The 14,524-nt window shown below is 62.3% G+C and carries 13 protein-coding genes; 4 read left to right on the top strand and 9 right to left on the bottom strand.

Annotation, left to right across the window (positions count from 1 at the left end; genetic code table 11):
• Position 1: 1 nt before the first annotated feature.
• From cas4 to AC6IY7_RS19420, 6 genes are all read right to left on the bottom strand, one after another.
• Positions 2–628 (bottom strand): CRISPR-associated protein Cas4, encoded by a 627-nt coding sequence (gene cas4 / locus AC6IY7_RS19445; RefSeq protein ID WP_497783062.1) that lies wholly within the window; start codon positions 626–628, stop codon positions 2–4.
• Between the two features lie 16 nt (positions 629–644).
• Positions 645–1,535, bottom strand: a complete 891-nt coding sequence (gene cas7c, locus AC6IY7_RS19440; protein WP_497783061.1) for a type I-C CRISPR-associated protein Cas7/Csd2 — start codon at positions 1,533–1,535, stop codon at positions 645–647.
• Positions 1,532–3,403, bottom strand: a complete 1,872-nt coding sequence (gene cas8c / locus AC6IY7_RS19435) for a type I-C CRISPR-associated protein Cas8c/Csd1 (protein WP_497783060.1) — start codon at positions 3,401–3,403, stop codon at positions 1,532–1,534. Before cas8c ends, cas7c begins: the two co-directional genes overlap by 4 nt.
• Positions 3,400–4,074, bottom strand: a complete 675-nt coding sequence (gene cas5c / locus AC6IY7_RS19430) for a type I-C CRISPR-associated protein Cas5c (protein WP_497783059.1) — start codon at positions 4,072–4,074, stop codon at positions 3,400–3,402. The genes cas8c and cas5c overlap by 4 nt, the downstream gene beginning before the upstream one ends.
• A gap of 371 nt (positions 4,075–4,445) precedes the next feature.
• Entirely contained in the window at positions 4,446–6,890 is a 2,445-nt protein-coding gene (gene cas3 / locus AC6IY7_RS19425; protein WP_497783058.1) for a CRISPR-associated helicase Cas3', read from the bottom strand.
• 176 nt (positions 6,891–7,066) lie between these two features.
• Positions 7,067–7,444 carry an SMC-Scp complex subunit ScpB gene (locus AC6IY7_RS19420; RefSeq protein ID WP_497783057.1) on the bottom strand — a complete coding sequence of 126 codons (378 nt, stop codon included), beginning with the start codon at positions 7,442–7,444 and terminating at the stop codon, positions 7,067–7,069.
• A 655-nt stretch (positions 7,445–8,099) separates the two neighbouring features.
• On the opposite strand from AC6IY7_RS19420, the gene AC6IY7_RS19415 reads away from it, so the two are divergent.
• The 3 genes from AC6IY7_RS19415 to AC6IY7_RS19405 all read left to right on the top strand — a co-directional run bounded on the left by AC6IY7_RS19415 (position 8,100) and on the right by AC6IY7_RS19405 (position 10,037).
• The gene (locus AC6IY7_RS19415; RefSeq protein WP_497783056.1) at positions 8,100–8,354 is read left to right on the top strand and encodes a type II toxin-antitoxin system Phd/YefM family antitoxin; all 255 of its coding nucleotides are present in this window, start codon (positions 8,100–8,102) and stop codon (positions 8,352–8,354) included.
• Positions 8,354–8,758 (top strand): type II toxin-antitoxin system VapC family toxin, encoded by a 405-nt coding sequence (locus tag AC6IY7_RS19410; protein ID WP_497783055.1) that lies wholly within the window; start codon positions 8,354–8,356, stop codon positions 8,756–8,758. Before AC6IY7_RS19415 ends, AC6IY7_RS19410 begins: the two co-directional genes overlap by 1 nt.
• A gap of 175 nt (positions 8,759–8,933) precedes the next feature.
• Complete coding sequence (locus AC6IY7_RS19405) at positions 8,934–10,037, top strand: site-specific integrase (protein WP_497783054.1); 1,104 nt, start codon at positions 8,934–8,936, stop codon at positions 10,035–10,037.
• 8 nt (positions 10,038–10,045) lie between these two features.
• Here AC6IY7_RS19405 and repC read toward each other — a convergent pair whose 3' ends face one another.
• From repC to repA, 3 genes are all read right to left on the bottom strand, one after another.
• On the bottom strand, positions 10,046–11,380 hold the full coding sequence (gene repC / locus AC6IY7_RS19400) for a plasmid replication protein RepC (protein WP_497783053.1): 1,335 nt from the start codon (positions 11,378–11,380) through the stop codon (positions 10,046–10,048).
• 255 nt (positions 11,381–11,635) lie between these two features.
• A complete protein-coding gene (gene repB / locus AC6IY7_RS19395; RefSeq protein ID WP_497783052.1) occupies positions 11,636–12,655 on the bottom strand; it encodes a plasmid partitioning protein RepB in 1,020 nt (339 codons plus the stop codon).
• A complete protein-coding gene (gene repA, locus AC6IY7_RS19390) occupies positions 12,652–13,836 on the bottom strand; it encodes a plasmid partitioning protein RepA (protein ID WP_497783051.1) in 1,185 nt (394 codons plus the stop codon). Before repA ends, repB begins: the two co-directional genes overlap by 4 nt.
• Before the next feature lie 168 nt (positions 13,837–14,004).
• On the opposite strand from repA, the gene AC6IY7_RS19385 reads away from it, so the two are divergent.
• Entirely contained in the window at positions 14,005–14,391 is a 387-nt protein-coding gene (locus tag AC6IY7_RS19385) for a DUF6880 family protein (RefSeq protein ID WP_497783050.1), read from the top strand.
• The last annotated feature ends 133 nt before the right edge of the window (positions 14,392–14,524 follow it).

The raw sequence follows: 14,524 nt of genomic DNA, 5'->3' as shown, positions 1-14,524 counted from the left end.
CTCACTCCCCGATCATGCGTTCGAGCCAACGCGCCACCTTGCCGCCTTCGGCGGTCTCTCGCGGCGCGCAAATCTCCAGCAGCGAGCAGGCCCGGCAGCGCTTGGCTTCGTAGGTTGCGTGAGGGACCTCGGCGGCGAGGATCATAGCGCGGGCGGAGGTGGCGATTTGTTCGGTCAAGCGGCGCAAGTCTGCGTCGAAGGCGACCACGACGCGACGCCGTGTCTCGCCATAGAAGAGCGCGCCTTCGGGAACCTCGACGCCGAACATTTCCTCCAGCGCAATGCCTTGCGCGCAAAGCTGCGCCTCGTCCGCCCGATGCGCCTTGGGCGATCCGCGCTTGTATTCGACCGGGAAGGGATGGATGCGTCCTTCCCGCTCATGCAGTTCCACCACATCGGCGACGCCGGAAACGCCGAGGGCAGTCGAGCGGATCGGCATGGCGGTGGCGGTGCGCACTCCACGCCGGCGCGACGAGCCCGGTTGATCGGCCTTGTCATGCAGGATGCGCCCTTCGGCAGTGAAGCGGTTCTCGCTCCAGGCCTGTTCGACATGAATCAGCGCGCATTGGCGCGGACAATAAAGCATGTGTTGGAGCGCGGAGAGGGGGATCAGATCGTCTTCGTCCATGATCCCCCTCCTTTTTTCAGATGAGATCCAGCGCTTTGACGCCGGCTGGCAGCGGCGCGTCGTCCAAGGTCACGACATAATCGGAAAAGCTACGCGGCGGACCGTCCGAGCCGGGGGCACGGGAAACCTTCACGCGCTCGAACAGCTTGGCGGCCGGGGCGTTGCCGAGATCGCTCTCATGCTCGAAGACGACGAGCCGGCGAGCGGTCATCTCGCCCCGCGCCGCCGAGCGGTCGTGGTCGAACATCTCCGTGAGCGCGCGCCAGAACTGGGCCAGGTCGTCCTCGGAAAAGCCGGTGCCCTTCTTCGCGTCATTGGCCAGCCGGGCGGAGATGAAGCCATGGGCGCGGTAGAGGCCGTAGGGGACGATGTGCTTATTCCCCATCGTCCTTTCCTTATCCGCATCCCTTTCATTGGTGACGGACGAGCGCGTAATGGAAATCTCGAGCGGCGAAACCGGGTCCAGGGATTCGGCAAAAGTAATCTGGATCGGCCCCCTGACTTGGCCGGCGTTCTTGTCGGTCGACATCACCGCTCCAAAAGCGCGGATGTCGTAAAAATTGTCGCACATCCATCGGGTGATGCGTCTCGCGTTTTCCTCGTCCTTCGGCAGCCGGGAATAATCGCCCTTCTTGTCGGGTTCGATGCCTTGCTTTGTCCATGCCTCGAGGTTGGAGTTGTTGAGGATCGCCTTCTCGGCCATGTAGATCGCAAAGCCCGGAATATCCCCCTTTGCAAGCGCCACAAAGTTACGAACTTTTCGCTTCAGGCACACATCGGTGACCAAGCCGCGACTGGTGTCGGGGTCGACGCGAGGCCTGTTGCCGGCGTCGGGATCGCCATTGGGATTACCGTTCACGACGTCGAAGAGGTAGACGAAATCGTAACGGTGCGTGATGGCGCTCATGACTGTTCCTCTTCGCTTTGTTGATCGCGCGCGGCGTCGGTCTGCACGTTCACGCCTCGCGGATCGCGGCCGAATTTTTGCTGGTAATATCCAATGACGAATTGTCCCTGCTCTTCCAGAGTCATCTGCTTTGGATAGAAGCCGATGCCGCTCGACAGCTCTCCGACCGACTTCTGCAGGCCGCCGGCAAGAGCCCCTGGGTTTTTCACCCATTTGGCCAGGTCTCTTCCTTTTCGAATCTTGGAGAGATGGTGCTGAAAATTGGCGTCGAGGGACGGGAAAACATAAAGCGGCGTCGCCATGGCCGACGCATAGAACTTATCGACGAGGCTCGAGTTCAATTCCTCGAAGCAGCCGGCTTGGGCGCGCTCGTAGAGCGCGAAAAGACGACCGAGTTTTCGCCCAACGGTTTCGGCGAGTGGATCTGATGTCATGCCGGCTTCCTCCGAACCGAGTTGCGTTCGTTGTCTGCGCGCGCGGCGAACAAGAACTGCTTTGATCAATGCGACCCGGAGGCCGGTGACGACGTGGTCGCCCTTGAGCCGCTGCAGGACCGTTGGCAACACCGCATAGGGATAGTCGCCGCCTGAAAGGACCGCCCTGACGAATTCCCCGGTCAGATGATCCGGCGCAGCGTCGAAAATGATCTTGAGCCGTCCATCCCGGTCGATCCGCATCGGCGCAAGATGCCCGATGAGGCTGCGGATGCTCGGAGCCTTCCCCGCGCGCCACGCGGGCGGCTCCAGCCGCAGATCCTCGAAATGCCGCGTCAGTCTTTCCGCCAATTGCCGGATCGTCGTCTCCAGCCAGAAGCGCACCGAGATGCGCGCGGCGTTGGGCGAGAGGCCGAGAACGTAGAATTTCGTCGCCGGATCGATGGAGAGACCGGGGATCGCCCGGCCCTCGGCGATCGTCGCCAGCTTTTGGAGGAGGTCCCGCTCCTGCGTCTCTGCGTCCGGGGCGGGCCCGGCTTCCGGCGGGCCCGTTTCGGCGCCGCCGCCAAAAAATTCGGCGAAGACGTTTTCCGCGTCATAGGGCTCCTCCTCGCCTTCGGGCTCGGCCCAAAACACCACCGTGGCGTCGCCGATCTGCACTCGGTTCCGGCGCTCGGCCAGAAGCGCGTTGAGCGCGGTGGTGTAGGCGAAGGCGGCGTATTCGGAGACGGGGGCGTTCTCGCCCTGCTCCTTGCCGTAGGAGGTGAAGGCGGTCTTATTAAAAGAAACGAGGAGCGCGCCCGAGGACTGGGCATTTCGCACGCCTTGAATTTTCGGCTCATGAGTGACTGCGATAGGCTCGACTTTCCCGGTCACCAGACACAAGCCAATTGGCGCATCTGGCGAAGTAAAGCAACCTCTTGCTAGAGCCTTGGCTTCTGGGCGTTCGTGCAGCCAAGACGCTCCCAGCCCATCGACGCGGAACACGACATTCTTGTCGAGCATTTCCTGTGAAAAAGGCAGTGATGGATAATGTTCTGGCAACCACTTATCGAGAAAATTCAAGAACGCCCTCAATCCCGGATCATCGGAGTCGCCAATTATATCGATTTGACACTGTTTGAAGGCCTCGTGTTCGTCAATGACACGCTTGGAGCCGGTCTCTGGTGTGGTGGCGCCAAAAACATAGGATGTCTTGTCCCACAAAAATCCCGGTGCCACCCCTGACGTGCGATCGAGTTGTGGAACAATCATTGATTGCGGCTTCAGCTTACCTTTTAAGGCTTCCCCTCGCGGGGTTACGTCGATGACCTCGCCACTCTGGCTGATCGTAATCCCAAACATGATTTCTTTTTTCGAATACCCCGGCACGGGCGCCTCGCCCTTCGCCGCCATGCGCTCGTAACGCCGAACGAGGGCCACGAGCATGCTCATCGTTTCGCCCTCGCATCTTCCAGGCGCGGCGTCTCGATGACGCCGTCGATCATCTCGGCGCGAAAGAACACCGGGCGGGCGCCGTCGGAAAAATCGATGTCGAGCAGCATGAAGCCGAGGTCGCGGCTTTCGGAAACAGCCGGCGGCAATTCGCCTTCGATCAACGCGAAATCCGCGGCGAACTCCCGCGTGCCGAGACAGGGCCGCTGAAAGCATTGGCCGGAGCGGGCGCGGCGGCGGGCCATGTCGATGTGCTTGGCGTCGCTGTCCTCCGGCCCCCATTTGCTCGTGCGCTCGAAATGCGCCTCGATGACATAGGCCACGTCGCGCAGCACGGTGGCGGCACGCTGCTGGCGATCCTCGTCCACCACCATGACGAGATCGCCGAGGTGTCCCGAGCGCATCGCCGACCGCACGCTCGATTCCGAAATCTTGGAGCCCACCTCGTTGCGGCGAATGCTCTCGAAGCGGATGGGCTTCAGGACATGGATGCGATCGACGATCCAGCGGATCGCCGGCTTCCAATGGATCGCCTCGACAATGCCGCGCGCCGCCGAGGGCGTCATCACGTCATAGGAGACGCGCTCCACTTTCATCTCAGGCCTAGTAAAACAGGCGCGCTCGCCCCAGACATGCAATTTCAGGCCAAAATCCCCAGTCGGATCGGTCAATGCAGCCTCCCCAAAATCGAGCTCATGCTCGGCCGTGGGGCCGCGCCGTGCAATGGCGCCTTCTTTCAATCAACAGTTTATTCGATCGGCTGAAATCGGGACGGAACACACGTGTGTTCCGTCCCTCTTTCTCCTCACAAGATCGATTATTGGCATGTTCCAATCCACGACGAGAAGGAGGTTCGTTCGGGGGCGGTGCAGGTAACTTCCCTATGGAGATTTCCACCTCGCCCCTAAAAAGAAGTCGAAACTCCAGCACTTTAGAAAGTTGCGTCCAGAACCAGAGCCGCTCCATGGCCGAATCTCCTTTGTCGACGGAGATCGTTCTAGAGCCATCGATCTTTTCGTGTCAAGTTCATGCCTATAATAGATCAAACGACCAACCACTTCGCCTCCTCGAACGCCGGGTCCGAAACGTCCAGCCCGACGTCGGCGCGGTAGAGGCTCATATCCGTCAGCGCGACGAACTGCTCGCCGAAGCGGTCGGGCCGGATCACTTCGGCCGCGCCGCGCTGGATCAGCCTGGCGCGGTCCCGAGGCGGCACATTGACCAGATAGCGTTGCAGCCTGCGCGCGACGCCGCCGACCCTCTCCGCATAGCGGAGCGCGTCGATCTCCTTTCGCGCCTTCTCGTCCCAGCCGATCAGCAAGGGTGCCATGGCGTCGTCGATCATCTTGAAACGCCGCGCGATGGATTCCATCGGCAATTGCAACGCCTTTCCCTGTTTCGGCGCATAGGCCCGCAGCAGCTTCAGAATTTCATATTCGTCGAGCGCGGCGTCTCCCTTCAGCCAGAACAGCACCTTGAAATAGGCCTCGATCGCCGGCGGATCGAGCAACGAACCTTCGAGTTCGCCGCGTTCCAGCTTACGCCAGACCTCCTTGGTCGCCGACCACCGCTTTTGCATTTCGGGATGACCGTTCTCCTCTTCCGTTTCGAACACCAGAACACGGCTCTCCGACGCCGCTCGCCGGCCCTCGCGATTGCAGCGTCCGGCCGCTTGCGCGATCTGGTCGAGCCCGGCCTCGGCGCGCAGCACGAGAGGGAAGGAAATATCGACGCCCGCCTCGATCAGCGAGGTCGAGATCACCCGCGCCGGCCGACGGTTCGCCAAATCCCGCCGGATCGCGTCGAGCGCCTCGGAGCGGTGCGCGGCGCACATCATGGTGGACAGATGCCGCGCGCCGTCCTCGCGGCGGATCAGAGCGAATAATTCGCGGGCGTGCTTGCGTGTGTTGACGATGGTCAGCGCCTGATCCTGTCGCAAGATCAGCTCGGCCAGCGCCGCCTCGTCCTGCTTGCCGATCGATACGATCTCCACACGTTTCAGAATCTGAAACAGCGGTTTCTCGTCGGCGATGATCGGCCGAACGTCGCGCAGACCGCCTTCGAAGGATTTTTCGGGTTCGCCGAGATGTTCCAGCAAGGCCGGCTGAGTGGCGGTCGACAGCACGATGGTGGTTCGGTAATTGCGCGCCAGCTCGTCGAGCGCCAGCACGATGGGCCTGAGCACAGGCAGCGGCATCGTCTGCGCCTCGTCCAGGATGACCACCGATCGCGCGATATTATGCAGCTTGCGGCAGCGCGAATTCTTATTGTGGAAGAGGCTCTCGAAGAATTGCGCCGCCGTCGTCACCACGATCGGCGCATCCCAATTCTCCTGCGCCAATTTCAGCTTGTCGCGCATTTCCGGCGCGTCGCCCTCGCGCCGGATTTTGGTGTCGTCGAAGGCGCCGTGATGCTCCAGCACAGCGCCTTGCAGATCGCCGAGCGCTTCACGATAGACACCGGCCGTCTGCTCCACCACCGAGGTGAACGGTATCACCACGATGACCCGGTCGAGCTCCTTCGCAATCGCATGATCGAGCGCGAAGGCGAGCGAGGCCAGCGTCTTGCCGCCTCCGGTCGGCACGGCGAGAGTGAAAATGCCCTGACCGGTTTGCGCGCTGGCGCGGGCCGAGGCGAGGATCGCGGCGCGGGCGTCGTTCAAGGGCCCGGGCTGCTCACGACGCGCCCTTTCGCTTTTCGCCGCAAGAAAGTCGTCGAGCTTTCGCTTCAAATCGGAGAGCGTAAAGTCGGCGAAGCCGCGTGCGACGATCCGGCGTTCATACCCCGCGACGAACTCCTCGGTAGCGATGAAATCCGCATCGACCAGCGCCGAGAAGGTCATGCGGGTGAAGAACGCGAGGCAAAAAGCGGCGCTCGCCTTCTCATCGTCGTCGCAGACCTCCTTACGCGGTCTGACGGGCAGCGCGCCCGGCCGCGCCGGGTATGTCAACCCTTCGGCAGACCAAAGGGCTTTCTGCCGTTCCAGATCGCCCATGCCGCTTTGCAGCCGCTCGTCGAGCGACGTGATGTCGACGGCCGCCTCGCCGTCCCGCGTTCCGTCCATCAAGCCGGTGTGGTGCCCGGCGATGATGGGAGCGAGGATGCCGGCGAAAGCGCCATAAAGCTCCTGCGCCAAAGCCGCGCCCGGCCCGGCATGATCAAAGGGCGCCTTGGCCCCTCTCAATCGCGCCTGGAATCTCGGATCGATCTTACCGAAGTCGTGAAGCCAGCCAGCCCTTAGGCCATAGTCCTCCGCGCCGAACTTGCCTGCCGTGGCTCCCGCCAACTTCTCGACCTGTTTCAAGTGATCTCGAAGAGGCTCCCAGGTCGACTCGTCCTCGCTATCGCTCGAATGGGCATAGATCGGCATCCTGATCGTCTCCTTTGTTCGATGTCGAGCAAGCCCGACTTTAGCGATGTTTTTTCGGAAGCATTGGTGTTTTATCAAGATAAAAGCGCCGGTAGGCCTACAGCAGTTCCGTCGCAAATTTCGGAGAATGCGAAAATCTTGGCTCGAACGTCACCAATCTTACCGACCACGATTTTTCTGACTTTGCCTCGAAGTCCCGACTTTATGACAGAGCGCCTCGAGGGGGGTGGAGAAGTTTCGCCGCGCTGAAAGCTGGCGCCGATACGCCGAATTGCGAAGATTGTTCATTCAGGCTATTTATCAGGATCGTCCAGATCACCACCAATTCCGAGCGCGACTTCGAGGTCCCCCTCGGCCACCGCCGGCAGCAACAGTCCCTCCTCCTCGAGCCGTTCGAGATCGGGGAGCTCGTGCAGGTTGGCGAGGCCGAAGGCCTCGAGAAATTTCCGCGTCATCACATAAGCGAAAGGCGCGCCGGGCTCGGGCGCTCGCAGGGCGCCGTCGACGAGGCTGAGCCGTTTCAGCCGCCTGACAACGTCGCGGCTCACCTCCTCGCCGGCGAGGCGCAAAATCTCCGCGCGCGTCGCCGGCTGCAGATAGGTGATCGCGGCGAACGGCGCCATTTGGGTCGGCGTCAACTCCGGCGCGCCGGGCAGCGCGCGTTTCGCCATGGTTCGCGGTGCGAATCGGCGCGGCGCCCGAGCGCCTCGGAGCCGGCGAACGCCTCCCCCCAATCGGCATCGCCCGGCCGCCGTCCCTACGCGCCGCGTCGCGGCGCCGGATCGACGGCGCCAAGCCGAAAACATCTGATCTGACAAAATGTTGTGCGCGTCCATCGGGACCGGGGGAGAGCCGCAGAACCTCGCTCGACGCTCTGGCTTTTGGGCGACGACGGCGGCTAGATCGGCAGCGATGTCGGTGTCGGAATCGAATCGGCGCATCGCGGAATGCTGGGCGATAACGGCGCTTTGGCATATTATTTCACGAGATATCCGCCGCGGCAGTCCGGCATTTTACATGTCCGATAATGTGCGCTTATCGGACATGATGTAAAAAGGGCCGGAAAACCGCGCGGTCGTTCGCGCGCCATCGCCGGATAGAACGCCGACCGCCGTTCCAGGCGTCGGATTGTCGCGGTTCGTCAGTGGGTGAGCTTTGCAGTTCATTCATCGATGCAGGGCCCGGACCGCTCGTCGAGGCGGTCCCACGATCTCCGCGCTGCTTTCTCGAAATCGTCCCCGGAACCAACGGCGACTCCCGGAGGCGCGTTGACTTCTCGAACTCCCTGGATATATAGCTAGGCTGTCTAGCTAGGAGCGCGGACGCATGGAATGGTCGCTGCAGGACGCCAAGAACCAGTTCTCCAAGGTGGTGCAGAAGGCGCGTGAGGATGGCCCGCAGACCGTCACTTTGCGCGGCGAACGCGCGGCCGTCGTGCTGTCGGCGCGCGACTATGACCTGTTGCGCGCCGGCCGGCCGTCCCTGGTCGACGATCTGCTCGCTGGCCCGAGCTGGGACGACGCGCTCGCCGAGACGGTCTCGCGGCGCGCCAAGACGCCGAGCCGCGGTCCGGCCTTCTGATGTATCTGGTCGACACCAATGTCGTCTCCGAGGCCCGGCGCGGCTCCCCACAAGCGATCGCATGGCTACGCTCCGTCGATCCGCTCGGCGTTCATCTGAGCGTCCTGACGTTGGGCGAGATCATGCGCGGGATCGCGCTGAAGCAGAAGTCCGACCCCAAAGCCGCCGGGCATCTCGCCGAATGGCTCCGCAAGCTGCGAAACGACCATGCCGATCGCATCCTGCCGATCACCGACCAGATCGCCGTCGAGTGGGGCCGGATCGCCGCAATTCGGCCGCGCGGCGATGTGGACGGGCTGATCGCGGCGACGGCGCTCGTTCACGATCTCATCGTCGTCACGAGGAATGTCGCCGACTTCGACGACACCGGGGCGTCGGTCATCGACCCCTGGGACCTCGCATGATCGGCCGGCCCGACGCTCGCGCATCGAGCGTCTCCCGGCGCGCCTCTGCCGACACGGCGCGCGCGATTCGTGGACAGACCGGAAATCCGGCTTCATGCTCGCAGTCGACGACCCGAATCATCGGCACAGAGACGACTTCAATGCGCGACGATTTTCCGCCGCCGGAGACAGTGGCATGACCGACGCCGAAGCTCTTTCCACGGCGAGCGACGCGCCGCCCGCCGTCGACGCGCGCAGCGTCGATCCGCATCGCGATCCACATCTCGTGGCGCTCGGCGAAAAAGCGCGCGATTACGCCCGCAACGCCCGTTCGGAGAACACCCAGCGCGCTTACGACGCCGATTGGCGCCATTACTCCCGCTGGCTGCGCCGTCAGGGGTTCGATCCCCTGCCCCCGAACCCGCAGACCGTCGGCCTGTATCTGGCCGCCTGCATGGAGGTTGGGCGCGGACAGGAGCCGGTTTCCGTCGCGACGCTGGAGCGCCGGCTCTCCGGAATTTGCTGGCGCTACCGCCAGCTCGGCGAGCCGTTGGACACGGGCGATCGTCACATCTCGACCGTGCTGGCCGGCATCCGCCGCGCCCATGGGCGGCCGCCCGTGCAGAAGGAGGCGATTTTCGCCGACGATCTCCTGGCCATGCTGGCGAGGCTCGACAATGGCCTGCGCGGCCTGCGCGACAAGGCCATACTCGCGATCGGCTTCGCCGGCGGCCTGCGCCGCTCGGAGATCGTCGGCCTCGACTGCGGCCCGAGCCAGAGCGAGGACGGAAGCGGCTGGATCGAAATCTTCGGTCGAACCGAGACGAATGGCGACGGGGAGCCATCCGCCGCGACCAATGACGGCGGCCTGCTGCTGACCATCAACGGCAAGACCGGCTGGCGTGAGGTGGAGATCGGCCGCGGCTCCTCGCCGGCCACCTGCCCCATCGCCATGTTGGAGACCTGGATGCGGCTCGGCCGCATCGCCCATGGCCCATTGTTCCGCCCTATCGCGCGCAAGAACGGCGGCGTCGGCGCCGAGCGCCTGACCGACAAGCATGTCGCGCGGCTCGTCCAGAAAACCGCGCTCGCCGCCGGCGTTCGCGGCGATCTTCCAGAGGGCGACCGCAAGCTCGCTTTTTCCGGCCACTCGCTGCGCGCCGGTCTCGCCTCCTCCGCCCAGATCGAGGAAGCCCATGTCCAGCGCCACCTCGGCCATGCCAGCGCCGAAATGACCCGCCGCTATCAGCGCAAACGGGACCGTTTCAGGGTCAATCTCACCAAAGCCGCTGGATTATAGTCGCGACCTCACCCGACGGCTTTTCGCGCACGCGCCGCCTTTGCGGCCTTGCCGCGCAGCAGCGCCATCAGCACCGGCCCCAGCGAGAACTCCCCTGCCCTTGCCTTTTCGGTCAAGACGCGGAGATAGCCCCCGGCGCTCTTGATTTCCTCGCCGCGTTGCAGGATGGCCGCGATGACGATCGCGGCGTCATGCTCGCCCAAAACGTCCAGGGCCTGAGCCCAGGCGTCCGGAGACACGCCCAGCGCCGAACGCACAGTTCCAGCAGCCGTCGCCAGATCACGCCAGGAGGAAATTTCGCCGCCCCTACCGTAATCGATGATGTCGGGACAGGCCTCCAGCACCATGCCGAGCGGATAGGCGCGCACCAGAGGTTTAGGATCGACGCTGCGAGAATTCCGCAGCGTTGGTTCGGCGCTCCTTTCGATCGGAGAACTCGTCGCTTCGAGATTTGGCTCGGACGGATCGCCCCGGCCTTCTTGAAGGTCAGGTTCAAGATCAGAAATATTTGTGGTTTGATTCTGTATGTGACGCTCAGCTTGAGACTCATTGCCGCTCATATTTCGAGCTTTTATGTGCGCCTGCAACAGCTTGTGAATTTCGGCCGCCAGCGCGGCCAACTCGCCGGCCAAAGCCTCCAGATCACGGCGGGAAAGTCGGCGCGCGTAGCGGTCGGAGAGTTCCGCGTAGCGCAGGTGAAAGCTCTCCCAGTCGCCGGAAACGGCCTCTTCCACACCAGTCTCGATCATCTTGACGATGTCGCGGCGGGTGAGCGTGATCTTCTCGCGCAGCAGAGCGATCGCGCGGTTCTCGGCCCGCACCTCCTCGGCGAGATTCTCGATTTCGCTGGCGCGCGCCACGAGCGGCGCGAGATCGAAGCCGAAAGCCTCCTCTATGGCTCCCCCCTGCCCTTTCCGGGCGAAGCGTTTGCCGTTCGGAGAATCGCGGCGGATGATCAAGCCAGCGTCGACGAGGCAAGCGATATGTCGGCGTAAAGTAGCCGGCGCCATGCCATGGGCGCGGATCGACAGCTCCTTGTTCGAGGGAAACACGACGATGCCGCCGCTGGCGGAGCCCGCTTCGGCAGAGTTCAAATCGCTCTCGGGCAAAGTGAGCGCTGTCTCCTGATGGAAGCTCAGCAGCGCGTGCAAAACGGATAGCGCGCGCTCGGTGACGCCGAGGGGCTCTTTGGCTTCGGTGAGCGCCCGAAACAATCGCCATTTATGGACGACGGTCTCGGATGCGCCCGGTTTGGCGGCGAAACTCTCGGTCGCGGTCTGGCTCGCCACCATGGCGAGCGACAGCGGCCGCCGCCCGAAGGGCGTCGTTGGACGTGTCTGCATGATCCTTTGCCTCGTTCAGGCAAAAGAAATCCGCTCACCAAAACGGCGCCGACTCTTGACAGTGATTCGCGGAAGTGATTCTCTTAAGGTGCGAACTTTGGAGAGGCTTCCGGGCGGGAACGTTTCGGGGGCCTTTTCTTTTGCGGTTTCACCTCGTGAATATTCGGATTAACGCGCTCCCGACTTTCGATCGAGACGCGCGCTCAAATTGAACAGGCCATAGGTTCGGGGATGTTTGCCCGTTCGACCGTCGCTTCAGACGGATTCGCGGCCCTCCCGATAATCTCTGTAAAGCCTCGGCAGGTGCTGCAGCAGAAACGCGCCGAAGTCGGGGGCGGCTTTTTCGTCCACGATGAAAGTCGTACGCCCGGTCCCACGCTGGACGGTGGCGATCTGTCGACCTTCATCATTGCTCCAACTTTCTTTCTCGGCATTATTTCGAGGCTTTTCCGCCAGAGCCGCCAAAAAGAACGCGAAGCGGGCGTCGCTGTCGGCAGAGACGAAGGCTCGATCGTCGGCGAGCCTCGAAATGATCGGATCGATATCTTGTGAGGCCAGCTGTTCGGCCAAGAATGACCAGCGCGGGCGCCCGGTCTTGGGAGCCGGCCCGATCAATCGAACAAGTTTGAGAGGAATAGCCCGTCCAATAGATATCAGGCGCGACAGTTGCGTTTTTTCTACGCTGAGCGCAGCCATTATCACGTCGCGCTCGAAGCCGCGGTCTTCGATGCTCACAGCGAACATCGCGCGCTCTATGTAGCTGAGCTCGAGACGGGCGGAGTTCTCCTGACCTTGCGCGACGACCAGCTCCGGATCGGAAAGCTCGCGAACGACCGCGCGTACAGGGCGTCCGATCTCGATCGCCGCGCGCAGACGCCGATGACCATACGCGACTTGGTAGCGGCCGGGCTTCTCCGGGTGCGGACGAACCAAAATCGGGACTTGCTGCCCATGGTCTCGAATCGAGGCCACCAAGGCGGCGTGTTCTTCGGAGGGCTCTCCGAGCCTGTCGGTGATGAAGGATGATTCGATCAGACCGGGGGCGATTTCCACGATCGTATCGCCGGCGGCGATCAGCGCCCGCGCCTCCTCGGCGGCATGCGCGAGTTTTCCCAGGGACCGGCCCATGGCGCCGACCGCGCCGGAGCGAACCAATTGCTTGGGCGCATCGGCGGAGCTCGTCGCTTCGACCAGATCGGCGTCGACGAAGTTGCCATCTGGCAACCGCCGCTCCTTCGCTGTCAAAAGCGCCCGAAGTGTATCCTTGCGGCTCATGGCGCGCGTCTCCATGCTTGCAGCATCAGCGCTTCGATTTCGGTATTGACGGCGTCCAAGGACTCCAGCGCCCGGTCATAGGTGGCGCGCGTGAAATTCTCGCGCCCGACCTCGTAGAGCGTTTGCTTGGATAGGCCGGCGTCGGAAATCGCCGTCGATTTCAACATCGCGTTTGTCAGAACCCGTTCGCGGAAAAGCGACCGCATGAATGCGACCATCTGAGTCTGCGGACCGTCGGAAGGTTCATATCGTGTGATGACGTAACGAATGAAATCATAATCGATATCCGCCCCGGCCTCTTGAACCACCGACAACAGATCCGACGCCATCAGCAGAAACTGACACATCGACATCACGTCGAGCATTTGCGGATGAACCGTGATGAGGATCGAGGTGGCTGCGCATAGCGCCCCGAGCGTCAAGAAACCCAATTGCGGCGGGCAATCGAGGATCATCGCATCGTAGCGATGATCGACCTCCCCCAGGGCGGTCGCAATTCGACCAAAGAATGCTTCGGTCTCTCCTTCGACGAGCGCTTTGGGCGTGTCGTGCTCGAATTCCATGAGCTCCAAATTCGCAGGCACGAGGTCCAGACCGGAAAAGTAGGTCGATCTGACGATCTGTTCGAGCGATCGCCGCTCCTGATCGTAGCGAATTGCGCCATAAAGCGTCTCATTCGGTCCGATGTCGAACTCCGGCTGATAGCCGTGCAGCGCCGTCAACGACGCCTGCGGATCGAGATCGACAGCGAGAACCCGATACCCCTGGAGCGCCAAATATTGCGCGAGATGCGCGGCGGTGGTCGTCTTGCCCGACCCGCCTTTGAAGTTCACGACCGACAGGACCTGGCATTGCTCACCCCCGGCCCGCTGCGGCAGATAGCGCTTTCCTTTCCCGCCCTCTTCCAGAAGCTTACGCAATTCGTTGATTTGATCGAGAGTGTATGAACGACGTCCCCCGACGCCGATCTCCGGCTGCGGGCCTTTCCCCGCCAATGACAGCTGACGCAAATAGCCGTCCGCGACCCCGATCAGCTTCGCGGCCTCCCCGGATGAAAAGCTCCTCAGCGCCTTTTTTGATTCAGGAGGAAACAAGGTCTTGCGGAGTTGGTTGAGCTCCCGCGACAATGCGCTCCCGTCCCCCGCAATGACCGAAGTCATATTTGGCTTGGCGGCGTCCATGGTCGACCGTTTCTCCGCTTTAGAATAAAGCTACGCAGAAATCGCAAATCGCGCCTCTGATCCGTAACAATCAGAACCTGATTCTCTCTTTCGCGCAACAACAATAGGGTTAACGGGGCTTAATCATTCCGCCCTCGCGAGAAAGTTGCCAGTTGGCAACCGCAGGGCATGGCCCCTCGCCGATACGCCGCTGAACGCGCCAAACAGATCGCCGACGCGCAAGGCGATGTCGCCGCCTTTATCGCTCGATATGACGCTCGGACGAAGCAGGCTCCTAAGATCGCGGCGGAAATCTTCCGCCGCCTTCCCGTCGCCTGCGCGACCTTCCGGATATTCGACAGCTGGAGGAGGGGGCCGCTCGGCGCACGGGCCGAAGACGATCTCGACGGCGCCCTGCGACTGGCGGTCGACGACGATTTGGAAGCGGAAAAGCGCCGCTCCGATTTCGACGGTCGGCCGACCAGGGACGCCTTGCGAATTGTCGAATCCGACAGTCCGAACGAACGCCACGGGCCGCTAAACAGATGCAATATGAATGACGCAAAGCAAAGCTAAGCTGATCCCCGATATTTTTATGGGGTCGGCTGATGTCTGTGGCGGAAACGATTTTTGATCGCGGGCGACGTATGCCTTTTCTTCGGTTCTTCCGGCCGCAAGCATTCGCGGACAGAAAAGCGCAACTCAAGAA

Source organism: Methylosinus sp. is20ea (assembly GCF_059718135.1).
This window is presented reverse-complemented; position numbering and strand designations above follow the sequence as displayed.